Genomic DNA, 24,488 nt, shown 5'->3' on the forward strand with positions numbered 1-24,488 from the left:
CGTTGGAGTCCAATTGAAAAATTAACCTTTCCAATAAAAGTCATGAAGAAAATAGCCATGCTGATGATGGCCGTGGGACTGATGCTGAGTAGCTGTACTACCTCCTCTCCTACCGTTGCCAACAACCCGAATGATGACCGTAGCCGGACCGAAGCCCAACTTAACAACCGACGCCTCGAAAATAACCTGGAACGATACGCTGAGGAACTGGACCTGAGCAAACGACAAATGAGAAAGCTAAGCCAGATTGAACGTAAGTACGACCGTAAAGAAAGACGCATGGCGTCCAAAAACGGAAACAAGCGCCGGGCAAAGCGACAGTTGCAGGAGCAGAAAAATGACGAACTGCTCAGCGTACTAAACCGTGACCAACAGCAGAGGTTACAGGAACTATCGGGTAACCGACGCTCCATCTTCCGAAAAAGGAGCTAATTCCCTCCTCCTTCTTAACCTAAATTAAAAGCGGCACCGGAGTGATTCCGGCGCCGCTTTGTTTTATCTGTTTGTCGCTAAGGCTCTACTACTGCCGGTTATTATCCTGGATAATAGAACTGCTTAACCGGAACAATTCTATTTCGGCTAGTTTGGCGTTGTACTTCGCTTCAATCAAACGGGTTTCGGCGGCCACGGTGTTGCGTTGTACTTCCCGAAATTCAAAGGCGGTCGCGTTTCCCACGCGGTATCTTTCAAAGGCAATATCTACGTTCTGGCGGGCAATCCGGAAATTTTCCTCTTCCAGAGCAATCAGCTGCAGGCTGTTCAGGTAGTTGTTGTAGGTCTGCTGCAGAGAGCCTACCAGCTGGGTACGCAAATCTGCTTCCAGGTCTTCGTTGATCAGGACGTTGATCTTGGCATTCTGAATGCGCCGCCGCTGGTTGAAACCATCAAATATATTGACAGATACCCTGGCGCCATAGCTCCATACATCGTTTCGGGCGTTACGTACCCCGAATCCCGCCTGGTTATTGGTCGTATTGTACCCGTAGCCGCCAATCAAATCTACCTGGGGAAACTGCTGGGCGGTGAGCGCCTTGATGTCCAGCTGGGCCAGTCGGCGCTGCTGCGCGGCCAGCACCAGGTTAGGATTCTGGTTCAACATAGCCTGGCGCAGGGCGTCAATGGAAATTCCGGGTTGAAGAAGAATGGAATCGGGTACCGTAAAGTCGTTCAGAGGGTCGCGGGCCAGCAGGGTATTGAGGTTGATCTTTGCATTTCTGAAGACCTGCACCTGGGCGATATAAGCGGCGGTATCACTGTTATAATCAACCTGAGCGTTGATATAATCTACCCGCGAACCGGCCCCCACCTCATAAGTAGCCTTGGCCAGCGCCAATCGATCCGACGAAATACCTATGGCATTCTGAAAGGCAAGCAGGCGTTGCTGTTCGCGAATAATCTGGAAGTAGGTCGAGCTTACATCGGCCACGGTATTCTCAACCGTAATCTTGGCGTTGGTACGTCCGGCTTCTTCCAGCTGACGCAGCCGATCCGCCGCAATAAACATACCCATTCCGTCAAAAATGGTCCAGACCAGCGAGGGCCCGAGGGCCGAGTTGTTGTTGTTTACACCTCTCCGGTCCAGGGGGGGCTGGAGCTCATTAAAAAACTCCTGCCGTAAATGACTTGAGGAGAAGTTTTTCTGAGCAATGGCCGTTAAGGTAGGCAAAAAACCCGCGTTTCCGAGGGTGTTGTCGTTGGTGGCGATATCAATCCGTCTCTCCGCAATCCTGATAGCATAATTATTTTCCAGGGCAATAGCGATGGCTCTTTCCAGGGTAAGCCGCTCCTGAGCCATTACCTGTGCTACTACCACGAAAGCCAGAATAGTCGCAGTCACAATCCGTTTGTAAAGCATATAGTTGAAATTAAAAAATGCGGGTATTTGTATTTGTGCCGGGAAGGTCAGTACTTTTAAAAACACTTCCTGTGTAACTGACATATTCTATAAATAACTTTAAAGCTACAACCTACTTACGTGTATGTACAATATTTTACGCCCTCTACTAATAATTTTTATTGCGGGTACTATCGGATGTAAGAATCGTACAAAAGTTGATTTGATTGTTCATAATGCGGTGGTGTACACAACCGATTCAGCTTTCACCATTCAGGAGGCATTTGCCGTGAAAGACGGGCGCTTTGTGGAGGTAGGTACTTCGGCGGATATACTCGATCATTACGAATCAGATTCGACGCTGGACGCGGGTGGCAAAGCCATTTACCCGGGGTTTTACGATCCGCACAGTCACTTTGTGGGCCTGGGCCAAATGCTGAACATGGCTGATCTGGTAGGTACTACCTCTTACCAGGAAATCATAGAAAAACTAAAAGACTTCCGGCAGGAGCATCCCGATCGTACCTGGCTGATTGGACGGGGCTGGGACCAGAACGATTGGGATAACAAACAATTCCCGGACAAAGCCCTGCTGGATGCCGCCTTCCCGGATGTACCCGTATTCCTGACCCGCATTGACGGCCACGCCGCGCTGGTTAATACGCGGGCCTTGCAGCTGGCCCGGATTTCGGCGGGCAGTAAGGTAGAGGGTGGGCTGGTTGAATTAAAAAACGGAGAGCCTTCGGGTATTCTGGTTGACAATGCCATGGGACTGGTCCGGATGGTACTTCCCCGCCCTACCGAGGAAGAAAAAATAGCCATGCTTCAGCAGGCCGAAAAGGCCTGCCTGACCGTGGGGCTAACCAGTGTATCGGATGCGGGAATTGACCGGCCGGATATTGAACTCATTGATAAAATGCACAAAAACGGTTCTTTACAGATCCGGGACTATGCCATGATCAGTGTAAACCCCACTAACCTCGACTATTACCTCCCCAAAGGACCCTACCAGACCGATAGATTGACCGTCCGTTCTTTTAAAATCTATGCGGACGGGGCGCTGGGCTCCCGGGGTGCCTGCTTGCTGAAACCCTACGCCGATGCGCCCACCTCAGGCTTTTTGCTGACTTCTCCCAAAGAACTGGAAGACTTTATTTCCCGCATTGCCACCAGCGATTTTCAGGCCAACACCCACTGCATTGGCGACTCGGCCAACCGCCTCGCCCTGAATTTGTACGGCAAGTACCTTAAAGGGGCCAATGACCGCCGCTGGCGCATTGAGCACGCCCAGGTAGTGGACACCAGCGATGTACCCAAGTTTGCCGCGTTCAATGTTATTCCCTCGGTGCAACCTACCCACGCTACCTCGGATATGTACTGGGCCGACGAGCGGCTGGGCGACAAGCGCGTCAAAACGGCTTATGCTTTTAAAGATTTACTAAAACAAAATGGCCTGATTGCCCTGGGTAGTGACTTTCCGGTAGAAGACATCAATCCTTTGTATGGTTTCCAGGCGGCAGTAGCGCGGACTGATGCCAAAGGGTACCCGCCGGGTGGCTTTCAGAAGGAGAATGCCCTGACGCGACAGGAAGCCCTGCGGGGCATGACTATTTGGGCGGCTTTTGCCAACTTTGAAGAAAAGAGCCGGGGAAGTATTGAACCCAATAAACTGGCCGACTTTGTCATGCTTGAGAAAGACATCATGAAGGTACCTGAATCGGAACTTCGCGCTACCAGGGTACTTAGGACCGTACTCGGTGGTTTGACCGTATTTGTCCGATCAAAATAAAAATAGCCCGCTGTGTGCGGGCTATTTTTTCGTACTGGCTACGTACCTGCCTTGTATTTGGCGATGGCTTCCCTGATCCGCTGGTTTCTGTTGGCGGGACTAGGGTGGGTACTCATAAACTCTACCCCGCGCTGTCCTCCCGAAGCCTCTTCCAGTACCTTCATTACATCCAGTAGCGCATTGGGGTCGTAACCGGTCTGCAGCATGTACTTGACCCCAAACTCGTCGGATTCCAGCTCGTCGTCCCGGCCGTACTTCAGGTTAAGCAAGCTGGCAACGTACTGCGAAATATAGGCCGTACCCGTGGGAGAATTGGGATCAGAAAGAGCCACGGTGGCCGCACCGGCCAGCCCCTGCATGAGTTGCTGCTTGGCCATTTGCTCCGCCGAATGCCGCCCTATTACGTGGCCTATTTCGTGACCAAGTACCCCCGCCAACTGGTCCTCGGTTTTTAGTCGTTTCAATAAACCCATGGTAATAAATATCTGTCCGCCGGGTATGGCAAAAGCGTTGACGGTGTTGGCATCGGCCAGTACGTGGAAATTAAAAGTATAAGGGGAACGGCTGGCATCAGAACGCTGCACTATGCTTTGCCCGATTCGTTTCACGGTTTGCTGCACCTGCTGGTCGGGGTGTAGCCCGCCAAACTCCGCGGCCATTTGGGGCGCGCTTTTCACCCCAAGCGCTACTTCTTCTTCGGTGGTAAGGCTTACCCTTTGCTTCTCACCGGTGATCGGATTTACCTCCGTTCTTGAAAAGTACCCCCAAATGGCCATTAACACCATTAGGATTCCTACGAGCAATTTTCCGATTATTCACATATGGCGTTATTTTTTGTTCCAGTTTAGATTAGGCAACCTCCTCAGGATTGACCATGTGTAGGTACTTATCCAATTTTCATACCATACCAAAAGCAGCCACTCACCCCCGAACTAATGAAAAGACCAGCCTATTTTGATAAGCTGGTCTTTCCTTAATTCCTTATGCATAGTACTTATTCCACCGAGAGCGGTTCCAGACGCCCCTTGCTTTCCTGCCAGGCTTTTATGACCTGAGACAGCTGCTTGTATTCAATTAGAAAACCATCGTGTCCGTACAAAGAATCTATTTCCTGGTAAACCGCGTCCGGGATATGGCGCGCCAGAAACTGCTGCTCCACCACGGGGAAAAGCATATCGGACTTAATACCCAGCACCAGGGTGCGGGCTTTTACCATCCCCAGGGCGTGGACAATTCCGCCCCGGTTCCGCCCCACATTATGGGAATCCATCACCTTGGTAAGGGTCCAGTAGGAGTAGGCGTTAAATCGTTTCATGAATTTATCGCCCTGGTAGCGCTGGTAAGACGAAGCACGGAAGTCATCGGTCTGGTCGGGGTTATCGCGGGCCTGGGTAAAGTTATAGGTATCGTAGTTCCGGTACGAGAGCAATGCTACCGAGCGTGCTACTTTCATTCCGTGCGCACCGGCTTCGGCATGGAGGTCTTTCCAGGTAGGATCGTTTTCAATGGCCATCCGTTGCGACTCATTGAAAGCTACTCCCCAGGGCGAATGAACGGCATTGGAGGCAATCAGGACCACTTCATCAAAAACATCCGGTGCCTGTATGGCCCATTCCAGCGCCTGTTGTCCTCCCAGTGATCCACCAATACAAACGCCTATCTTCTTTATTTCCAGGTCCTGACGCAGCAGTTCCATGGCCCCCACTATATCACGTACCGTAACAATGGGAAACTCGTGGTAAAACGGCGCCTGCGTATCCGGATTGACCGATAACGGCCCCGTGGAACCATAAGCGGAGCCAAGTACATTGACACAAACAATGAAATGATGGGCGGGGTCGAAGTACTTGCCTTCACCGACCAACCCATCCCACCACTCGGCGGCGTTGGCACTACCGGTGAGGGCATGGCAAGCCCATACTACGTTGCTGTCGTCCTCGTTGCGGGTACCGTAGGTAGTATAAGCCAGTTCAAAGCCGTGTAATTCACGTCCCAGCTCCAGGGAATAAGAATAAGGGTACTTAAATACCTTCTTTTCGGGTTGAATACGTGCCAAAGCACCAAAAGTTTACATGGCAGGTCGGTAGCCAAATGTTGGCCACCGACGCTGACCAGGGGTTAATACTTATACTAAATCAGGCCTCGGCTAACTGGCCAATCTGGGCAAATGCCTGTTCAAAATCGGCCTGGATGTCATCAATGTGCTCAATTCCTACGGATACCCGGAGTTGTCCGGGCGCTACGCCGGCTGCTTCCTGGTCCCTTTCCGACAGTTGCGAGTGGGTCGTACTGGCCGGATGGATAATCAGGGTTTTGGAGTCGCCCACGTTAGCCAGGTGGCTGGTCAGCTTCAGAGAATTCACAAATTGGTCGGCGGCTTCCTTACCGGCTTTCAGTTTAAAAGAAAGTACGGTACCGGCTCCGCGGCTGAGGTACTTGCTGGCCAGCTGCTGGTACTTGTTACTTTGTAATCCAGGATAGTTGACAAACTCCACGTCGGCGTGGCCTTCCAGCCATTGAGCCAGTTTCATTGCATTTTCGCAGGCCCGCTCTACCCGAAGGGTTAGGGTTTCCAGTCCCTGCAGGAGCAGGAACGCGTTGAATGGACTCTGGCTGGGACCCCAGTCGCGGAGCCCTTCTACCCGGCAGCGGATAATAAACTGTATGTTTCCAAAGGGACCATTTTTACCAAACACATCATTCAGTACCAGGCCGTGGTAGCTGGGCGAGGGGTCGGTAAACTGAGGGTACTTGCCATTACCCCAGTCGAAGGTACCGGCATCCACAATAACGCCGCCCATGCTGGTACCATGGCCGCCGATCCATTTGGTAGCTGATTCGACCACAATATGCGCTCCCCACTTAATAGGCTGGCAAATTGCCCCACCCGCCCCGAAGGTGTTGTCTACAATAATGGGCAAATCGTGTTTTTTGGCCAATTGAGCAAACGCTTCAAAATCGGGTACGCTGTAGCTGGGGTTACCAATGGTTTCCAGGTAAATGGCTTTGGTTTTTTCATCAATCAACGCTTCAAAACTGGAAATATCGTCGCCGTCGGCAAAGCGGGCTTCTACACCAATATTTTTAAATGAATTTTTGAATTGGTTATAGCTACCTCCGTAAAGGAAAGAAGTAGTTACGAAGTTGTCGCCAACGGTGGTAATATTATTAATGGCCAGAAACTGTGCCGCGTGACCGGACGATACCGCCAGCGCCGCTACGCCACCTTCCAGGGCTGCCATCCGCTTTTCGAACACGTCGTTGGTCGGGTTCATAATGCGGGTGTAAATGTTCCCGAACTCCTTCAGAGCAAACAGATTGGCTCCGTGTTCAGAATTATTGAAGGTGTAGGAGGTAGTCTGGTAAATGGGTACAGCCCGTGAATTGGTAGTTGGGTCGGGTTCCTGACCAGCGTGCAGCTGCAGGGTTTCGAAGCGGTAGGTTTGGTCTGACATAAGTATAAGGTTTAGAGTAACTGAATAATGAATGAATAAAAATAAAAGAGGTACAGGCTGAATGACAAATAGAGAAAAAAAGGCATAAAATAGCCTTTCGTCCCTAACAGGGCATACAACAGCGGTAGCTAAACAACCGGATGGCGGAATAAACAAATGAGCGAGCGGGTACTACGACCTCTCCCGAAACGGGATGTAAAGTTTCTGTTTTCATGCGCGGTTTGAGTTTATATTCCCTAATTACTTAGGTGGGAGTTAGCACCTTGTCCCGGTTGCGCTTGGGGTAGGTTGCCAGAGGTTCGCAGAGCCCATTCTCTCGCCTCTTCTTTATAAATCAACCGCCACAGTAGGTGGAGCAATTGACTTGATGTCGCAATATTAAGGCTCAGTTGCATCAAAAGCAAATACAGCCCCCAGTTTCTTACAAAACTATCTTTGATAAGCGTGCAGTTTACGAATGTTAATAAATCTGACGGCCGGATTACCTATATTTGTCTATTGCTTATCCTCAGGCACCATGGCGCAGTACTACAAGTTTGACAAAGAAAAATCTTCCCGAAAACCGGGCATTACCCCGCTCAAAGAAGCTATAGAGCAGATGCTCAGCGCCTATAAGCTCAAAACCAGTTTTAATGAAACTTACCTGTCGGCGCACTGGGAAAAAATAATGGGGCACACCATTGCCTCCCGCACCACCAAGGTTTACGTTAAAGACCGGACCCTCTTTTTACAGATAGAATCGGCTCCGCTGCGCGATGAGCTCGTCCGGGCCAAGTATAAAATTGTGGAACTCATTAACCGCGAAATGAACACCAGCCTGATTGATGACGTAGTGTTTATTTAATTATCAATGACCAGGGACCAGTTATCAGTGACCAGTAAGCGTTTGTGAGTTATCTGAAAGTACTGTCCAGACTACCTCCGGGTACCTGTTTCCTCCGGTCCCTTCCCTACTCTACCCTGCTTCAATTCTGCTTTGGCGCTGGTAGCTTGTTAATCTTTATGTAAGTTTAGGGTGTAAAAGCGTAAGCAGTAAGTACTCATGGCCCGAAAACTTTTCGCTCCCTCCCAAAGCAGCCTTCTGAACGAAGAAGAAAACCGGAAAGACCTTGGTTTCGGTCAGCGGATTACTGATCGGCAAAGTCGCCTTATTAACCGCGATGGTACCTTCAACGTGGAGCGTCGGGGACAATCTTTCCTGAACAGCATTAACTGGTACCACCGGCTGGTCACTATTCACTGGTGGCAATTCTTCGGCTGTATTTTCCTGGTCTATCTCCTGCTGAACTCCCTTTTCGCCCTTATTTATTTACTGATTGGCATTGAGCAGCTGCAGGGGGTAGAAGTTGATAGCTATCCGGTACACGGGGCTTTTTGGGAAGCCTTCTTTTTCAGTGCCCAAACCCTCACTACCGTGGGGTACGGCCGCGTAAGCCCGCTTGGCTTCTGGTCAAATAGTGTGGCTTCTATTGAGGCGCTGATGGGGCTGCTCATGTTTGTAATTGCTACGGGCCTTTTGTACGGACGTTTTTCCCGGCCCCTCCCGCGCATCCGGTTCAGCAAAACCGCCCTTATCTCCCCTTACCTGGACATCAATGGATTCATGTTCCGGATTATCCACGAACGCGACAACGAGCTGATTGACCTGGAAGCAGAACTGTCCCTGTCGAGACTGGAGGTACTTCCCAATGGTCAGCGGGTCCGGAAGTACTATACACTGGAACTGGAAAGGAACCACGTTAATTTCTTCCCCCTGAACTGGACCATCGTTCACCCCATTACCAGCAAAAGTCCCCTTAGCGGTGCTACCCCCGACAGTCTCATGGAATCGGACACGGAAATTCTGGTGCTGCTTCGGGCCATGGATGAAACTTTTATGCAACAGGTACACACCAGGTACTCCTACCGCTACGAAGAAATAGTGTGGGGAGCCAAATTTGAGCCTATGTTTAATAGCGCTACTACGGGAAAGGTAGTGGTCCATGTGGAAGAAATTGATAATACCCGCCCTGCTTCGCTGAATAGTTAACTTAAGTACGTATGCCTTTTCAAGCCCAATCTGATTCTCTAATTATCATACCCCCTTTTCTGCAAGCCGGTGATACGGTTGGGGTGCTGGCTCCGGCCAGTCGCGTCAACTACGAGGATGTTAAGCCGGGGCTTGCGGTACTCAGAGACCAGTGGAACCTGCACGTACTGGAAGGAAAGTCCCTGACCTCTTCGCATTATCAGTACTCAGGTACCGACGAACTACGACTACACGAACTGCAAACCATGCTCAGCGACCCCTCGGTCCGGGCCATTATTGCCGCCCGGGGTGGGTACGGCTGTTCGCGGCTCCTTGACCAGCTTGATTTTACCGCTTTCCGGGAAAACCCCAAGTGGATTGTAGGATTCAGTGACCTAACCGCCTTGTTGTCGCACCTGCATGGCCTGGGATACGCCAGCCTTCACGGCCCCATGGCGAAGCTCCTTACCAAAGAAGGAGGCGAAGAAGCCACCGAATCGCTTAGAAAGATGTTGTTCGGGGAAGAGGTCGCCTATACAATCCCCTCCCATACTTACAACCAAAACGGTGAGGTAACCGCCGAAGTAGTCGGTGGAAATCTGTGTCTGCTGGCTCACCTTACGGGGTCCGTGTCTGAACCTGACACCCGGGGTAAAATCCTTTTTATTGAGGATGTAGGAGAATACTACTACAACCTGGACCGGATGATGATTCAGCTCAAGCGGGCCGGCAAGCTGGACCATCTGGCGGGGCTTATTGTGGGCCAGTTCACCGATTTGAAAGACAACAGCAACCCTTCTTTCGGGAAAGGGGCCTACGAGATTTTACAGGAACACACCCGGGAATATTCGTATCCGGTATGTTATGATTTCCCGACCGGACACGTGCCCGATAACCGCGCCATAGGAGTGGGCTTGGTGGCTACCTTAAAAGTAGGCAGGGCAGAGGTATCGCTCCGTTTCCTTCATTTAGAAAGTACTTATTTATAGTTTAGAATTGACTATGACCACTTTTAAAAATAAGGTAGTATGGATTACGGGTGCCTCGTCGGGTATTGGGGAAGCCCTGGCGCTGGCACTGGCGCAGGAAGGTGCCCGCCTGGTACTGACCGGTCGGCGCGAGGAGGAACTCGAACGGGTGAAGGTACTTACCGGCCTGCCGACAACCGATGTGCTGGTACTACCGCTGGATGTAACCCAATTTGAAATGGCCCTTCCGGCTACCGATAAGGTAATCCGGCATTTTCAACAGATCGATTACATGATTCATAATGCCGGCGTCAGCCAGCGCTCCTACGTGCGGGATACCGACCTGGAAGTGTACCGGCGGCTGATGGATGTTGATTTTTTTAGTACCGTAGCGCTTACCAAAGCCATACTGCCCGGCATGATTCAGCAGCGGAGCGGGCATATCGTGGTTATCAGTAGTGTAGCCGGTAAAATAGGTACCCTTATGCGCTCGGGATATAATGCAGCCAAGCACGCCTTGCACGGCTTTTACGATTCCCTCCGGGCAGAGAGCTACTATGACAATATTCAGGTGACCATAGTATGTCCCGGTTATATAAAAACCGATATTTCGGTCAATGCGCTGAATGAAAAAGGGCAAAAGCACGGAAAGAGGGATGAGAACCAGGAAAAGGGAATAACGGCCGGGGAATGCGCTCAACGAATCCTGGATGCCGTAAAAAAGGAGAAGAAAGAGGTGTACATCGGAGGCTTTACCGAAGTAGCGGCCGTGTACCTGAAGCGCTTCTGGCCATCGCTGCTGTACAAAATGGTACGTAAGGCCGCCCCCCAATAATTACCCCCCCCTTACGATTTGACCTATAAAACAAGGACGACCGGAATGCCCGCTCGTCCTTGTTTTATATAAGTACTTCATTGCTACTGTACTTTTTTGGAAGAATGTTTCTCCATGTAGTCAACCGTCAGGCGGCTCAGGGAACGTACGCCAAGTACCATGCCGCTTTCGTCAATATAAAAATCAGGGGTATGGTGGGGAGCAGCTTCGTGCTTTTTTCTGCCGACCGGCATTCCTCCCAGAAAGAAAAAGAAACCAGGTACTTTCTGCTGAAAAAAGGAAAAATCTTCCGCGCCGGTCTGAGCCGGGGCTACTATTACATTGGTCTTTCCCGCCAGCGCCTCCAGGGAAGGTACCATTTCTTCGGTAAGCGGGGGATCATTGTAGGTGACAGGGTACAGCACCTCAATTTTTACATCGGCAGTGGCACCCGCGCCCTCGGCAATACTGGTTGCTACTTCCCGGATCCGCTTGTGTACCTGCCGGTGCATTTCCTCATCCAGCGTCCGGATGGTCCCAATCATCTTTACCTCCTCCGGAATAATATTCTGCCTGATGCCCCCGTGGATGGCCCCAATGGTTACTACTGCGGGAGCATTGGTTATATCCAGATTACGACTAACGATTGTCTGCAGACCGGTGATGATCTGGGCGGAGGTAACTATAGGATCAACGCCCGACCAGGGAGCCGCTCCGTGGGTTTGTTTGCCTTTTACATCAATGGTCAGCCAGTCTACCGCCGCCATAGTGGCTCCCGGGCGGTAGCGAATTTTCCCGACTTCGGTTTGGGAATTGATATGCAAGCCAAAAATGACGTCTACTTTCGGATGCTCAAGTACCCCTTCTTTCACCATCAGGTCGGCGCCACCCTGCTCGCCGGTAGGTGCTCCCTCTTCGGCTGGCTGAAAGATAAACTTGACCGTACCTTTCAAATCGCTTTTCATGGAAGATAGTACCTCGGCCACTCCCATCAAAATAGCTACATGGGTATCGTGCCCACAGGCGTGCATGACGCCGGTTTTCTGCCCGTTGTACTCGGTAGTTACGGTGGATTTAAACGGTACATCAACCCGTTCGGTTACGGGCAGGGCATCCATGTCGGCCCGAAGCGCCACCACCGGACCCGGTTTGCCGCCTTTCAGAATCCCAACTACCCCGGTATGCGCCACTCCGGTTTTTACTTCAATTCCCAGCTGTTTTAAGTGGGCAGCTACTTTCTCAGCCGTTCTGAATTCGCGGTTGCCCAGTTCGGGGTGTTGGTGAAAGTCCCGTCGCCATTCAATTACCTTTGCTTCCAGCGCCTTTGATTTCTGGTCTATCAGCGTATGCGTAGTCGGCTGAGCATAGGCAGCCAGTACTGTGGCTACAGAAGCCAAAAGAGCGAATGTAAATATCTTATTCATTACTTAGACAGCTTGATTAGGTGGTTAATAGTATTCTAAATTACAATAAAATCAGGCAGCCCTCAAAGGAAATTTCATTCTTACTTAGGAAGCGACCTTTCAATTAACCTCTATACGTTCTTGTTTTATTACAATTCAGATTAGAAAAACCTTAGAACTTTGATGATTCTATAAAACAAAAATAAGGATACTCCGTTCAGAAACAATGTTTAGCTAAATTCAATTATTCTCCAACAAAACATTTTTATTATCAATTAGTTAGTGAACCAACAGTCACTAAAATACTCAATTCAGACCTCAGAATACTCATGTAACCTTTTAAGAATCCCTGAATTGATTGCCCACTACGCTACTATACCCCTCCATTTTCTTATCCACCTCCTCCGGCACCTTGAAACCACACAACCAGATCACTTGGTTTCTATAGGGCAGTAGTGTCTTAAAACTTTCTTGTTGTAATATATCGGGAAAAGAAGAAACTATAAATTGACAGCGATCAAAATAATTTACAATCTACCTGCGTTTTGATTGTCAGAGCAAATATTTTACAAGCTTACTCATTTTAGTTGCAAATTAAATTTTTGTTAACGCTATATTTGCACCGCATAATCATTTCAACTTAACCAAACCAAATAAAAATCGTATGAGAAAACTCCTACTCTTGTTTTTGGGTGTCTTACTGGCAATCGGCCAGACATATGCTCAAAACAGCACTGTATCCGGTAGAGTTACGGATTCAGATGGTTCACCCATTCCGGGGGTCACAGTGGCCGTCAAAGGGGGAACTACCGGTACCACAACGGACAACACCGGAACTTACACGTTATCAGTTTCACCATCAGCAACCTTGGTTTTTAGCTTTGTAGGCTTCGAAAGCCGGGAAGTAGCAGTTGGCAACCAATCAGTAATTAATGTTACCCTGCGTGCAGGCATCAATGAGTTGAATGAAGTAGTAGTTACAGCTCAAGGTATCGAAAGGGACCGTCGCTCACTGGGCTACGCGGTACAATCAATTAGCGGTGACGCTATCTCGCAGCGTTCAGAGCCTAACCTGCTTAATACTCTTCAGGGTAAGCTGGCTGGTGTAAACATTGGTAGCTCATCGGGAGCGGCTGGTGCTTCGACCAACATCAACATTCGCGGAATTACCTCTTTCAATGGTAACAACCAGCCTCTGATCGTTGTAGATGGTATCATCTTCAACAACAACACGGACAATACCCAGAACACGCTGTTTGGCTCACAGCCGGCCAACCGTCTTTCTGATATTGCTCCCGAGACCATTGAGTCAATCAACATCCTGAAAGGCCCCGCGGCGGCTGTACTTTATGGTTCAAGAGCCTCGGCTGGTGCCATTGTAATTACAACCAAGAGTGGACGTACGTTAAAGGGTAAAACAGAAGTTACTGTTAACTCTTCGTATAACGTTCAGGAAGCTACCGGTTTGCCTTCCCTGCAGAATGATTACGGACAGGGTGTGAATAACGGCTATGTACCTACCTCTACTAATTCCTGGGGCCCCCGTTTTGGCACACCTGGCTTTGAAACTGTTACGAATGTTCAGGGTGAAACCGTACCATACCAGGCTTACCCTAACCATTTTGAAGAGTTTTACCGTACGGGAACTATTCTGCAAAATGGTGTCAGCATTGCTTCTGGTAATATTGATGACAACTATATTGCTACTGTCAACTCTATGTTCCAGAATGGTGTGATTCCAAACAGTGAATTTAATCGCCACAGCGTATCAGTAGGTGGTAATAAGAAACTGACCAATGGGGTTCGGGCAGGTGGTAGTATTACTTACGTTAGGTCAAAGCAACAGAATACAACCATGGGTAACGGAGGCTCGGCCTTTGGCCAGCTTACCCGTATCCCTCGTTCGTTTGATTTTTCCGGACGTCCATTCCAAAACGAATTAGGCAGAAGTATCTACTACTCACTGACCCAAAACCATCCGCTGTGGAGTGTTAACAATGAATTCCTGAATTCTAATGTGGACCGGGTATTTGGTAACCTGAAAGTTGGCTATGATATTACCAACTGGCTGAACGTTACCTACCGGGTAACTGCTGATACCTACCTGGACCGTCGTAAGCTGACGCTTCGTATAGGTTCGGCCCGTGCTCCTCAGGGAGAGCTTCTTCAGGATGCTACTTTTAACTCCGAGTTGAATGGAGACCTCCTTGTAACTGCTCAAAAAAGCAACCTTTTCCTGGAAGGCCTGGACGCTACCCTGTTGTTGGGACAAAACCTGAATCAGCGCGATTACCAGAATTCTACACTTAGAGCGGCATCACTGACCATCCCTGGATTCGACAACGTTAGTAATGGTTCAGTATTTACAGGTTCTGATGAAGAACTTACCAGAAGAAGATTGATAGGACACTACGGTCAGCTTTCACTGGGTTACAACCAGTACCTATTCCTTGAATTATCAGGTCGGGTTGATCAGTCGTCAACGCTTCCTAAGGGAAACAACACCTACTTCTATCCGTCAGTGGCTGTAAGCTTTGTACCAACAGATGCATTCAAAATAGAATCGGACGTTCTTTCTTATACTAAAGTTAGAGCCAGTGCGGCCCGTGTAGGTCGTGATGCTGATCCTTACCTGCTCCAGTCGGTTTATGTAGCTTCTACCTTTGGAAATAACCTGGCCAGTGTCACATTCCCGCTTTCCGTAGGTGGAGCCAGCGTTCCTGGCTTTAACCCTTCGGGCCGTATTGGGAGTACTGCTCTGACACCTGAGTTTGTTACTTCGTACGAAGTAGGCTTGAATGTAGGCTTGTTCAGAAACCGTTTCGGGCTGGACCTGGCGTACTTTGATACCCGCAGTACAAACCAGATTTTCAACGTAGCCGTTTCTAACTCCTCGGGATTTGATACCCGTACGACCAACATTGGTGAAATGACCAACAAAGGTGTTGAAGCGGTTCTTACTGCTACGGTAGTACGGGCAGCTGGCTTTAAGTGGGATATAGCTGCTAACTATACCCGCATCAGAAATACGGTTGTATCCATTGCACCCGGCGTAGAAAACTCTACTATTACCGGTAACTCATTTATCGGAATTGCCCCTTCCATTAAAGAAGGAGAACCTTACGGAGTTATTATTGGTAGCAAAAACCAGCGCAACGAAAACGGTGAACTGCTGATAAACCCTGCTACAGGTACTTTCCTGCCGGCTACTCCTAATGAGGTAATTGCCCGCATTCTGCCTGACTGGACCGGTGGTATTACTAACACTTTCAATTACAAAGGCATTAACCTGAGCGTATTATTTGATACTCGCCAGGGCGGACAGCTCTATTCTTTTGGAATGGTTGATCTTCGTTCAGGTGGTCACATAGATTATACAGGCGTTGATCGTGAGCTGCCACGTGTACTACCAGGTGTTATCACTAATGCTGATGGCACTTTCACGCCTAACAATATTCAGATTCCGGCTCAAACGTACTGGGCTGCCCTTGGTGGTCTGGCATCGGAAGGTGCTGTGTTTGATGCTACGGTATATCGTCTGCGTGAAATAGCACTTAACTATTCACTTCCAGCCAACTTGCTAAAAAACACTCCATTCGGTGGTGCTACTATTGGCATCAGTGGCCGTAACCTGTGGTTCTTCGCTCCTGGCTTCCCCGGGGATCCTGAGGTTAACACTCAGGGCGCTGGTAACATCCAGGGATTTGATTTGAATGGTGCGCCTCAAACCAAAAACTATGGAGTTAATTTAAGATTCACATTCTAATAATTTAAAAAATGAAAAAAGTAATCACATATATAGCGGGGGCTCTGCTTTTAACGGCCTCTTCTTGTAGCGATTTTCTGGATATAAACCAGACCCCAAACAATCCTACAAGTGTCCCCCCCAGTGTACTGCTGCCAACTGGCCTGGTAGGTACTGCTTTTGCAAATAATAACGAGTTGAATCGCTTCGCTTCAACTATAATGAGTGTAACAGCCGGTGCCGCTGGTAGTCCTGCCACCTATGACATTTATAACACCGATGGTGCAGATTTTGGTAATCAGTGGCGTTTTGAGATCTACAATGGTGCTTTGATTTCGTACGACAAGGTTATAGAATCAGCTGATGCTATTGGGGCAAAATCCTACTCAGGTATTGCCAAGATTATGAAGGCATACACTTTCTCAATTGCTACTGATGTGTGGGGCGATGTCCCTTATTCGGATGCATTGAAAGGCGACGCCAGTACGCAGCCTTTAGTTGACAAGCAGGAGGATATCTACAAAGGTACTGCTCAGATTCAGAGCCTGTTTGAACTGGTGCGCGAAGGTCTTGCTGATCTGGATGCTCCATCCACCATTAAGCCTGGTGCGGATGACGTGGTCTACGGTGGAAACATTGCGAACTGGAAAAAGGCAGGTAATACCCTACTGTTAAAGTTCGCAAATACCATTTCCCGTAAAGAGCCCGCTTTGGCCAAGCAAATTATTGATCAGGTCATTGCTAATGGTAATGTCATTACCTCAAACGCTGAAAACCTGAGCGTAAAGTTTGGTTCGGCTGTGGGTAGCAGAGCTCCTATATTTGAATGGTCTGCCATTGGTGGTGGTTCTTTCCAGAATGATTTGCTTATAAGCACACGCTTTGTCAACCTGCTGCAAAGCAAAAATGATCCTCGTTTGGAGAAGTTCGTAACTAAACCCACCGGTAGTTACGTGACTGTCGATAACGGTTTCAGGGGTACCCTTCCTTCACCACAGTCCACCTGGTCACGTTTTAGCTCTTATGTAACCGGAGCAGCCGGTGAGGGTCCGGTACGTTTGGTGACCAATGCTCAGCGGGCATTTATCCTGGCTGAGTCGGCAGTAACACTTGGAACTGCCGGTAACGCTGAGGCCTTATTCCAGGAAGGAATTCGTGCATCTATGTTGTTAGCTGGTGTAACTCCTGCAGAAATTGATGCTTACTTTGCTGCTAACCCTTCTGAAGTAAAGCTGACTGGAACTGACGCAGAAAAGGTTAAGAAGATTATTACGCAGAAATACATCGCAGCGTTTGGGAACGGTCTAGAGCAGTGGAATGATTGGAGAAGGACAGGCTTTCCCGAACTGGCACCACATCAGAATGCAGTTGGAGTAGATGGTACCCGTCCGGTACGTGCCCAGTACATAAACCAGGAGATTTCCCGTAATCCAAATTTTACTCCTAATATCCAGCCCAACGTAACAGTTTGGTGGGATGTTGAATAACATTTCTAACTGTAGATACAAACATGAAAAAACTTATAAACTTAGTAGGCCTGCTAATCGCCCTGGTTACAATTACTTCCTGCGAGAAGGACTATGGTGTGTTTAACAGTGACAATGTGGCGGAAATACCCGTTACATTTCCTAATGCCACTACGCATGGCTTTGATCCCTTTATCCGGGTATCACTTGCCAGCAAAGATCCAGTTCGTTTTGAGCTAACCATTCCTGAGTCATCAGGACGTACCATCAAAGAGATCACCAAGGTGGCTGCCGGTGCATCGGCAATTAATATTGGTACGCTGAATACCGGACCGAACTACCTTTCTGCACCCATTGCCGGGGAAGGTAACAAGGCTGTGTTCACTACTACCCTTTCTGAATATCAAACCAAGCGTCGGACGGCTACTACGCCCGTACTGGCAAACCAGGAGCTTGCTTTTATTTTCCTGGTAACGCTTGATGACAATTCGCAGATCGTTACCCAAAGAGTAAGGGTAAATATTCTCCCGTAACCGGGAATAAATAGCAGAAAAAGACTTCTATACTTCAGGCAAGGCCGCTTCCAGATTTGGAAGCGGCCTTTTTTATTTTGCTTAAACTCCTAATGGTACTACTCATAGGCAGGCTTGTTCCTAATGTTTACCCTACTCCCAACACCAAGCTTTCTCTTCTTGCAGTGCCTGCAATACAACCTCCTTGTATCTCAGAAATGCAGCTGGTTGCCATGCCACTAACGTGTCCTTAAAAATCAAAACAAATAGTAACTAATCTTTGCTCAATAGACCACAAGGTTATATTTTATTTTAAAGAACTTAGTTTTTGCATAATTTAATATTGAACATTAAACCAAATGGATTCGTAACAGTTTTACTAATAATTACCTTTGCAACTTTAAGTAACACATTTAATCAACTAACTAAAACGTATGAAGAACATTTTATTCACCTTGCTTGCGGGGTTGATGCTGCTGGCTTCCCAAGCCTTCGCACAAGACCGCACCGTAACCGGACAGGTCACTGCTGAGAACGGTTCAGTCCTCCCCGGTGTAAACGTTTCCATTCAGGGTACTACCCGCGGTACCACTACCACCAGTGAAGGTACGTACAGTATTGCTGTTGCGAATACTGAAGTTCTGGTATTTAGTTTTATCGGTTTTGAAACCGAGGAAAGGGTTGTTGGAACTGAGTCGGTTATTAATGTAATGATGACCAACGATGTCAACCAGTTACAGGAAGTAGTAGTGACTGCTCTTGGTATTTCGCGCGAAAAGAAAGCTCTTGGCTACGCGGTTCAGGAGATAAAAGGGGAAGAAGTCAGCACTGTGAAGCAACAAAACTTTGTTAACTCACTGTCGGGCAAAATTGCAGGTATTCAGATCAGACAAAACAATACCTTTGGGGGTTCTACCAATGTACTGATCCGGGGTAATAACTCCCTGGCTGGAAACAACCAGCCACTATTTGTAGTGGATGGTGTCCCCATCTCCAACTACCAGGGCAACAGCCTCAACCAGGCAAATGGTCGCCGGGGGTATGACTACGGTAATGCCGCTTCGGATATCAACGCGGAGGATATTGAGACAATCTCAATACTTAAGAGTGCGGCTGCAACCGCCTTGTACGGTTCACGGGGCTCCAATGGTGTAGTACTTATTACTACCAAGAAAGGCACCAGACGCAAAGGAATTGGTGTGAGTATAAATTCCGGAGTAAATTTTGGCCGTATTGATAAGTCTACTTTCCTTAAGTACCAGAAAGAGTACGGGGCCGGTTATTCGCCCTGGTACGGTCCTACCAATCCTTATTTTGAGGACGCTGACATCAATGGTGACGGGGTTGTTGACCTTGTTAACCCAACGCGCGAAGATGGTTCCTACGGGGCTAAGTTTGATCCGAACCTGATGGTATACCAATGGGAATCATTCGTTCCTGAGTCGGAAAACTTTGGCAATCCTATGCCGTGGGTAGCTGCTGAAAACGATCCATCTACCTTTTTTGAGCAGCAAGTAACGTTTAACAGCTCGGTAGATTTGAGTGGAGGAAATGAAAAAGGTGCGTTCCGCCTGGGATATACGAACTTCAGCGACAAGGGGATCCTACCCAATAGTACCCAGAATCGTAATACCCTAAACTTCAGCGGGTCATTTGATCTTGGTACAAAACTAAAGGCGGGTATTACCGGTAACTATACCAATCAGGCTACTGTTGGTCGTTTTTCAACAGGATACGGAGATAACCTCATGTCAAATTTCAGACAATGGTGGCAAACAAACGTAGACGTTAAGCGCCAAAAGTACTTTTATGACCTGACGGGGCGAAACGTTACCTGGAATATGAACGACCCAATTAACGGTGACACGGGTCCTATATACTGGGACAACCCCTACTGGACGCGCTACGAAAACTACAACTCGGATAACCGGGGTCGCCTCTTCGGAAACATGAACCTGACCTACCAGGTTACAAACTGGTTTAGCGTGCTGGGACGCGTTTCGATGGATACGTATAGTGAAGTGAGGGAAGAGCGAAGGGCCGTCGGGTCCATTGCTACCGAATTCGGACTTCAGAACAACGAAGAGAAGTCGGGTTACCAGCGTACGGACATTGATTTTACCGAAATGAACTACGATATTATTGGTAACTTTAATAGAAGCATTGGAGATGATTTTAGTATAAATGGTATTGCGGGAATTAACATTCGCAGAGAAAGCAGGGAAACTATCATCCAGTCTACCTCGGGTGGCCTGGCCATCCCGGGCTTGTACGCTATCAGCAACTCGATTAATACAACACCTTTCCCAACCGAAGATCTACTCGAAAAGCAGGTAAACGGCTACTATGCAAGCGCCTCTCTGGGGTACAAAGACACCTATTTTCTTGAACTCACGGACCGCATTGACGTATCGTCGGCACTTCCCAGAAATAATAACACGTACAACTACTACTCTGCCTCAGGTAGCTATGTATTCTCCAATCATTTAAATACCAGCTGGCTAAGATTTGGTAAAGTAAGATTTGGTTATGCGGAAGTTGGAAACGACGCTCCTGCACTGAGCGTTGGTGACGTGTACAACCGTATTGACAACTTTGGTTCTACGGTTCTGACCTCCGTGCCCATTACCAAGAATAACCCTGACTTGCGACCTGAAAGAACTAAAAGCTGGGAAGCAGGCCTTGAAATGAACACTTTGGAAGGACGGCTCGGCCTTGACCTGACAGTATATAATGTTAATACTGTTGACCAGATTCTAAGGGTTACGCAGTCCCTGGCTACCGGGTATGGTTTCCGCTACGTTAATGCCGGAAACCTAACTAACAAAGGTATAGAAATATCCCTGTTTGCTACTCCGGTACAAGCCAATGGCTTTGAGTGGAGAACAGTGGTAAACTTTGCCAGAAACATCAACAGAGTAGGTGAGTTGTACCAGGGCGTTGAAAACATTGTACTGGCGACCTACCAGGGTGGAGTTACGGTAAACGCTACCAAAGGTGAGCGATACGGAACACTCAGAGGTACTGGATTCCAATATCTAAACGGTCAGCGGGTTGTCAATACACAAGGGTTCTACCTATCAAACCCCGATCAGGTTATAGGTATCGCTCAGCCCGACTGGACCGGTGGTATTACCAACAGCTTCAGCTACAAAGGATTTAACCTGAGTTTCCTGATTGACGCTTCCAAAGGTGGTGATGTATACTCGCTGGATATGCACTACGGACAAGGTACTGGTCTTCCCGACTACACGGCCGGATTGAATGATCTGGGTAATGAGGTACGCGCTCCGGTAGCAGATGGAGGTGGCCTCCTCAACGAAGGTGTCCTGGCTGATGGTACACCCAATACTACCCGGGCCAGGGCCAATGATTACAGCGGCTATTTCTACTGGGGAAATGCCGCCCGGAATCCGGCTGCCCTAACTACTTACGACGCTTCCTTTGTGAAGCTACGTGAAGCTTCACTTTCCTACCGTGTACCAGGTTCCATACTGAAAAATTTTGGTCAAAACCTGACTTTATCCGTTGTCGGCAGAAACCTGTGGATCATCCACAAAAATGTACCTTTTGCCGATCCTGAGTCGGGCCTAGGTTCTGGAAATGCCCAGGGGTACCTGGTTGGATCTTACCCAACAGTAAGAAATCTTGGATTCAGAGTACAACTTGATTTTTAAGCTGTCGTTTAATCTAAAAAACTCAATTATGAAAAAGATAATTTGTTTATTAATAGCAGGGCTGGTATTTGGCTGTACAAATCACTTCGATGAGCTTAATACCGATAAGAAAAATCCTGCCTCGGTTACCGGAGAATCTCTCTTTAACAATGCGACTGAGCGCTTTCACCACATACTTAACTCGGCCAGCGTGAACACAAATGTATTCCGGCTGTATGCTCAGTACTGGGCTCAAACAACGTATCCGGAGGAAAGTCAGTACCAACAGGTTCAGAGAAACATCCCTGACAACTGGTTCCAGCGTTTGTATCGTGATGCTTTGAAAGATTTGGACGAGGCTAAAAGACTGATTGCTGCGCAGGAAACCAATTCACAAACTGCGCCTATTCAGAAAAACAAGCTGGCGATCATTGAAATTACCGAAGCACACATCTATACTACGTTGGTCGATTTGTTCGGAAATGTTCCCTACTCGGAAGCCCTGGATTTTGCAAATCCGAATCCGAAGTATGACGATGCCAAAGATATATACTACAGTGAAATTGACCAGTTAAATCAGGCCATAGCCAATCTGGAAGTTTCGGCTTCAAGTTTTGAATCTACCAGCGACCTTGTCAATCAGGGCGATACTAAAATGTGGCTTAAAAGCGCTAATTCTCTAAAACTTAGACTGGCAATGCGTCTGGCTGATGTAGATGAGGCCAAGTCCAGAACCATGGCAGAATCAGCAGTTAGTTCAGGAGTTTTCAGTGCTATTTCTGAGAATTTGTCGGTGGAATACATTAATAATGCGCCCTATACCTATCCGGCGTACGAAGATCTGGTCCTTAGCGGACGTTCTGACTTTGTTGCTGCCAACACCATCGTTGAAGTAATGAATGACTTGAAAGATCCCAGACGCAAGTACTACTTTCAGGAAAATCTGGGCCAGGGCACTTTTGCGGGAGGAATATATGGCTCCGGAAATGCTTTCACCTCCTTTTCCTCACCAGGGATGAGAATGTACACTGCTAACACTCCCGGTGTTAACCTAAGTTATTCGGAGGTCCTGTTCCTGCTGGCCGAAGCCGCACAACGCGGGTACTCCGTTGGTGGAACCGTGGAGGAATATTACAACAGAGCCATCACTGCTTCCGTAATGGAGTGGGGAGGCACCGAAGCCGAAGCCAGGGCTTATCTTTCCCAGAAAGATGTTGCCTGGAGCACTGCAGCTGGCGACTGGAGGCAAAAACTTGGCCTTCAGAAATGGTTATCACTTTACAACAATGGTATGGAAGGCTGGACTACCTGGCGTTTACTTGACTTCGAAGGCTTTAAGGTACCCGAAGGTCTTACTGAAGAAGATATCCCCAATCGGTTAGTATATCCGGTTAATGAGGCAACCCTTAACGGTGCAAACCTATCGGCCGCAGCCACGGCCATCGGTGGCGACAATGTGCAGAGCAAAATTTTCTGGGATGTCCGATAATCAGCTGTTTTTTAATATTATTTAAATGCAAAAAAGTTACCTGCCGCGGCAGGTAACTTTTTTTGTTGCTTAATGGTTATAATTTGTTTTGTTTTAGCTTCTATCTCTGGAATCTTGTTTCGCCAATTAGCGTTTAAACAAGTACTTATTAACACAACTTCTTATCCTTTTCTTTATTTCGCCTTCCATGAGCACAATAACCAAACGTCTTTTAACCGGTTTGATAATACTCTTGATTCTGGGATTGGTATTTTATCCCCGAATAAAAGAATATTTCAATACTCCCACTACCGCAGAAGGTAAGGCAGCCGGAGGCAATGCCCCCGCCGGAGGAAGAGGACCGGGTAAGGCTATTGTATCGGTGATGGTAGTAGAACCGGCCAATCTGGATGAAGTTGTAAAAACGACCGGAACAGTACTGGCCAACGAAGAAGTTGAGATAAGAAGTGAGGTGTCGGGTAAAATTATTAACCTGTACTTCCGGGAAGGACAATACGCCCAGAAAGGGGCTCTTTTGCTTAGAATTAATGATGATGATCTACAGGCGCAGCTTAAGAAGTTTGAATACAACAAGAAATTAGCCGAAGATAACGAAGGTCGTCAGCGCCGCCTGCTGGAAATTGAAGCAATAAGCCAGCGGGAGTATGATATAAGCCTTACCTCGGTTAAGACCATTGAAGCCGACATTGAAAATATTAAAGCCCAAATTGCGAAGACCTCGGTACGGGCTCCTTTCTCCGGCAAGCTTGGGCTTCGGTACGTAAGCGAAGGTAGCTACATTACCCCCACCACCCGCATAAGTACCCTTACCAACACGAACCCGGCCAAGGTGGAGTTTTCGGTACCGGCCAAGTACGCCGACGTCATCCGCTCAGGGAGCCGTATCGAATTTCAGGTGGAAAGCTCCAACCGGAACCACGAAGGCCGCGTGTATGCCGTTGACCCTAAAATAGACGCCCAGACCAGAACGTTACAGATGAGGGCCACCAGCCCCAACTCCGATGGCAATTTGTTGCCGGGTGCCTTTGCCCGCATAGAGTTGGTAATTGGTTCGAAAGGTAAGGCCATTACTATTCCTACCGAAGCCTTGATTCCAGAGCAGGATGGACACCGGGTTTTTCTGGTAAAAGATGGTAAAGCTACTCCGCAGTCAGTTCAACTGGGGGTACGGGGTGAAAGAAATGTAGAAATTACAAGTGGCCTAAGTAGCGGCGACACCCTTGTTATTACGGGAATCCTGCAGGTGAAGCCCAATGGCCCCGTAGAAGTACGGGAGGTGTTGAACCAGGGCAATAACAAACTGGCTCTCAATCCCTGATAAATTAGTCCTTAGTTTTAAAGTTCTAGAT

The 24,488-nt window shown here is 48.3% G+C and carries 17 protein-coding genes and 1 riboswitch; of the genes, 12 read left to right on the forward strand and 5 right to left on the reverse strand.

What is annotated here, in order from left to right; genetic code table 11:
* Nucleotides 1-42: 42 nt before the first annotated feature.
* Nucleotides 43-432, forward strand: a complete 390-nt coding sequence (locus VGN67_RS10435) for a hypothetical protein (protein ID WP_327486760.1) — start codon at nucleotides 43-45, stop codon at nucleotides 430-432.
* A gap of 88 nt (nucleotides 433-520) precedes the next feature.
* On the opposite strand, the gene VGN67_RS10440 is transcribed toward VGN67_RS10435, so the two are convergent.
* On the reverse strand, nucleotides 521-1,855 hold the full coding sequence (locus VGN67_RS10440) for a TolC family protein (protein WP_327486761.1): 1,335 nt from the start codon (nucleotides 1,853-1,855) through the stop codon (nucleotides 521-523).
* Nucleotides 1,856-1,979: 124 nt separating this feature from the next.
* On the opposite strand from VGN67_RS10440, the gene VGN67_RS10445 reads away from it, so the two are divergent.
* Nucleotides 1,980-3,623 carry an amidohydrolase gene (locus VGN67_RS10445; RefSeq protein ID WP_327486762.1) on the forward strand — a complete coding sequence of 548 codons (1,644 nt, stop codon included), beginning with the start codon at nucleotides 1,980-1,982 and terminating at the stop codon, nucleotides 3,621-3,623.
* A gap of 38 nt (nucleotides 3,624-3,661) precedes the next feature.
* Here VGN67_RS10445 and VGN67_RS10450 read toward each other — a convergent pair whose 3' ends face one another.
* The 3 genes from VGN67_RS10450 to VGN67_RS10460 form a co-directional block, all read right to left on the reverse strand.
* Nucleotides 3,662-4,426, reverse strand: coding sequence for a M48 family metallopeptidase (locus VGN67_RS10450; RefSeq protein WP_327486763.1), 765 nt, complete (start codon nucleotides 4,424-4,426; stop codon nucleotides 3,662-3,664).
* 191 nt (nucleotides 4,427-4,617) lie between these two features.
* Complete coding sequence (locus VGN67_RS10455; protein ID WP_327486786.1) at nucleotides 4,618-5,670, reverse strand: homoserine O-acetyltransferase family protein; 1,053 nt, start codon at nucleotides 5,668-5,670, stop codon at nucleotides 4,618-4,620.
* Between the two features lie 88 nt (nucleotides 5,671-5,758).
* The gene (locus tag VGN67_RS10460; protein ID WP_327486764.1) at nucleotides 5,759-7,078 is read right to left on the reverse strand and encodes an O-acetylhomoserine aminocarboxypropyltransferase/cysteine synthase; all 1,320 of its coding nucleotides are present in this window, start codon (nucleotides 7,076-7,078) and stop codon (nucleotides 5,759-5,761) included.
* 224 nt (nucleotides 7,079-7,302) lie between these two features.
* A riboswitch (SAM riboswitch) is annotated at nucleotides 7,303-7,414 on the reverse strand.
* Between the two features lie 121 nt (nucleotides 7,415-7,535).
* Between VGN67_RS10460 and VGN67_RS10465 the strand changes: the two genes are divergently transcribed.
* The 4 genes from VGN67_RS10465 (at nucleotide 7,536) to VGN67_RS10480 (ending at nucleotide 10,889) form a co-directional block, all read left to right on the forward strand.
* A complete protein-coding gene (locus tag VGN67_RS10465; protein WP_327486765.1) occupies nucleotides 7,536-7,922 on the forward strand; it encodes a DUF721 domain-containing protein in 387 nt (128 codons plus the stop codon).
* Nucleotides 7,923-8,120: 198 nt separating this feature from the next.
* On the forward strand, nucleotides 8,121-9,107 hold the full coding sequence (locus tag VGN67_RS10470; RefSeq protein ID WP_327486766.1) for an ion channel: 987 nt from the start codon (nucleotides 8,121-8,123) through the stop codon (nucleotides 9,105-9,107).
* 11 nt (nucleotides 9,108-9,118) lie between these two features.
* Nucleotides 9,119-10,075, forward strand: a complete 957-nt coding sequence (locus VGN67_RS10475) for an LD-carboxypeptidase (protein WP_327486767.1) — start codon at nucleotides 9,119-9,121, stop codon at nucleotides 10,073-10,075.
* Between the two features lie 13 nt (nucleotides 10,076-10,088).
* Entirely contained in the window at nucleotides 10,089-10,889 is an 801-nt protein-coding gene (locus VGN67_RS10480; protein WP_327486768.1) for an SDR family oxidoreductase, read from the forward strand.
* Nucleotides 10,890-10,972: 83 nt separating this feature from the next.
* On the opposite strand, the gene VGN67_RS10485 is transcribed toward VGN67_RS10480, so the two are convergent.
* Complete coding sequence (locus VGN67_RS10485; protein ID WP_327486769.1) at nucleotides 10,973-12,292, reverse strand: amidohydrolase; 1,320 nt, start codon at nucleotides 12,290-12,292, stop codon at nucleotides 10,973-10,975.
* A gap of 643 nt (nucleotides 12,293-12,935) precedes the next feature.
* Here VGN67_RS10485 and VGN67_RS10490 point away from each other — a divergent pair.
* The 6 genes from VGN67_RS10490 to VGN67_RS10515 all read left to right on the forward strand — a co-directional run bounded on the left by VGN67_RS10490 (nucleotide 12,936) and on the right by VGN67_RS10515 (nucleotide 24,457).
* Nucleotides 12,936-16,037 (forward strand): SusC/RagA family TonB-linked outer membrane protein, encoded by a 3,102-nt coding sequence (locus tag VGN67_RS10490; protein WP_327486770.1) that lies wholly within the window; start codon nucleotides 12,936-12,938, stop codon nucleotides 16,035-16,037.
* 11 nt (nucleotides 16,038-16,048) lie between these two features.
* Nucleotides 16,049-17,503: a SusD/RagB family nutrient-binding outer membrane lipoprotein gene (locus VGN67_RS10495; protein WP_327486771.1), complete on the forward strand. Its 1,455-nt coding sequence runs from the start codon at nucleotides 16,049-16,051 to the stop codon at nucleotides 17,501-17,503.
* A 23-nt stretch (nucleotides 17,504-17,526) separates the two neighbouring features.
* Nucleotides 17,527-18,015 carry a hypothetical protein gene (locus tag VGN67_RS10500; RefSeq protein WP_327486772.1) on the forward strand — a complete coding sequence of 163 codons (489 nt, stop codon included), beginning with the start codon at nucleotides 17,527-17,529 and terminating at the stop codon, nucleotides 18,013-18,015.
* A gap of 413 nt (nucleotides 18,016-18,428) precedes the next feature.
* Entirely contained in the window at nucleotides 18,429-21,671 is a 3,243-nt protein-coding gene (locus VGN67_RS10505; protein ID WP_327486773.1) for a SusC/RagA family TonB-linked outer membrane protein, read from the forward strand.
* 28 nt (nucleotides 21,672-21,699) lie between these two features.
* A complete protein-coding gene (locus tag VGN67_RS10510; RefSeq protein ID WP_327486774.1) occupies nucleotides 21,700-23,139 on the forward strand; it encodes a SusD/RagB family nutrient-binding outer membrane lipoprotein in 1,440 nt (479 codons plus the stop codon).
* 220 nt (nucleotides 23,140-23,359) lie between these two features.
* The gene (locus VGN67_RS10515) at nucleotides 23,360-24,457 is read left to right on the forward strand and encodes an efflux RND transporter periplasmic adaptor subunit (protein ID WP_327486775.1); all 1,098 of its coding nucleotides are present in this window, start codon (nucleotides 23,360-23,362) and stop codon (nucleotides 24,455-24,457) included.
* The last annotated feature ends 31 nt before the right edge of the window (nucleotides 24,458-24,488 follow it).

Origin of the sequence: Telluribacter sp. (assembly GCF_035998675.1) — a bacterium.
Taxonomy (GTDB): domain Bacteria; phylum Bacteroidota; class Bacteroidia; order Cytophagales; family Spirosomataceae; genus Telluribacter.

Excerpts from the sequence above, each read along its gene's own strand:
- VGN67_RS10485 (WP_327486769.1), bottom strand. The coding sequence starts at position 12,292 with ATGAATAAGATATTTACATTCGCTCTTTTGGCTTCTGTAGCCACAGTA.
- VGN67_RS10435 (WP_327486760.1), top strand. The coding sequence starts at position 43 with ATGAAGAAAATAGCCATGCTGATGATGGCCGTGGGACTGATGCTGAGT.
- VGN67_RS10495 (WP_327486771.1), top strand. The coding sequence starts at position 16,049 with ATGAAAAAAGTAATCACATATATAGCGGGGGCTCTGCTTTTAACGGCC.
- VGN67_RS10440 (WP_327486761.1), bottom strand. The coding sequence starts at position 1,855 with ATGCTTTACAAACGGATTGTGACTGCGACTATTCTGGCTTTCGTGGTA.
- VGN67_RS10490 (WP_327486770.1), top strand. The coding sequence starts at position 12,936 with ATGAGAAAACTCCTACTCTTGTTTTTGGGTGTCTTACTGGCAATCGGC.
- VGN67_RS10505 (WP_327486773.1), top strand. The coding sequence starts at position 18,429 with ATGAAGAACATTTTATTCACCTTGCTTGCGGGGTTGATGCTGCTGGCT.
- VGN67_RS10470 (WP_327486766.1), top strand. The coding sequence starts at position 8,121 with ATGGCCCGAAAACTTTTCGCTCCCTCCCAAAGCAGCCTTCTGAACGAA.
- VGN67_RS10500 (WP_327486772.1), top strand. The coding sequence starts at position 17,527 with ATGAAAAAACTTATAAACTTAGTAGGCCTGCTAATCGCCCTGGTTACA.
- VGN67_RS10480 (WP_327486768.1), top strand. The coding sequence starts at position 10,089 with ATGACCACTTTTAAAAATAAGGTAGTATGGATTACGGGTGCCTCGTCG.
- VGN67_RS10510 (WP_327486774.1), top strand. The coding sequence starts at position 21,700 with ATGAAAAAGATAATTTGTTTATTAATAGCAGGGCTGGTATTTGGCTGT.
- VGN67_RS10475 (WP_327486767.1), top strand. The coding sequence starts at position 9,119 with ATGCCTTTTCAAGCCCAATCTGATTCTCTAATTATCATACCCCCTTTT.
- VGN67_RS10445 (WP_327486762.1), top strand. The coding sequence starts at position 1,980 with ATGTACAATATTTTACGCCCTCTACTAATAATTTTTATTGCGGGTACT.
- VGN67_RS10465 (WP_327486765.1), top strand. The coding sequence starts at position 7,536 with ATGTTAATAAATCTGACGGCCGGATTACCTATATTTGTCTATTGCTTA.
- VGN67_RS10460 (WP_327486764.1), bottom strand. The coding sequence starts at position 7,078 with ATGTCAGACCAAACCTACCGCTTCGAAACCCTGCAGCTGCACGCTGGT.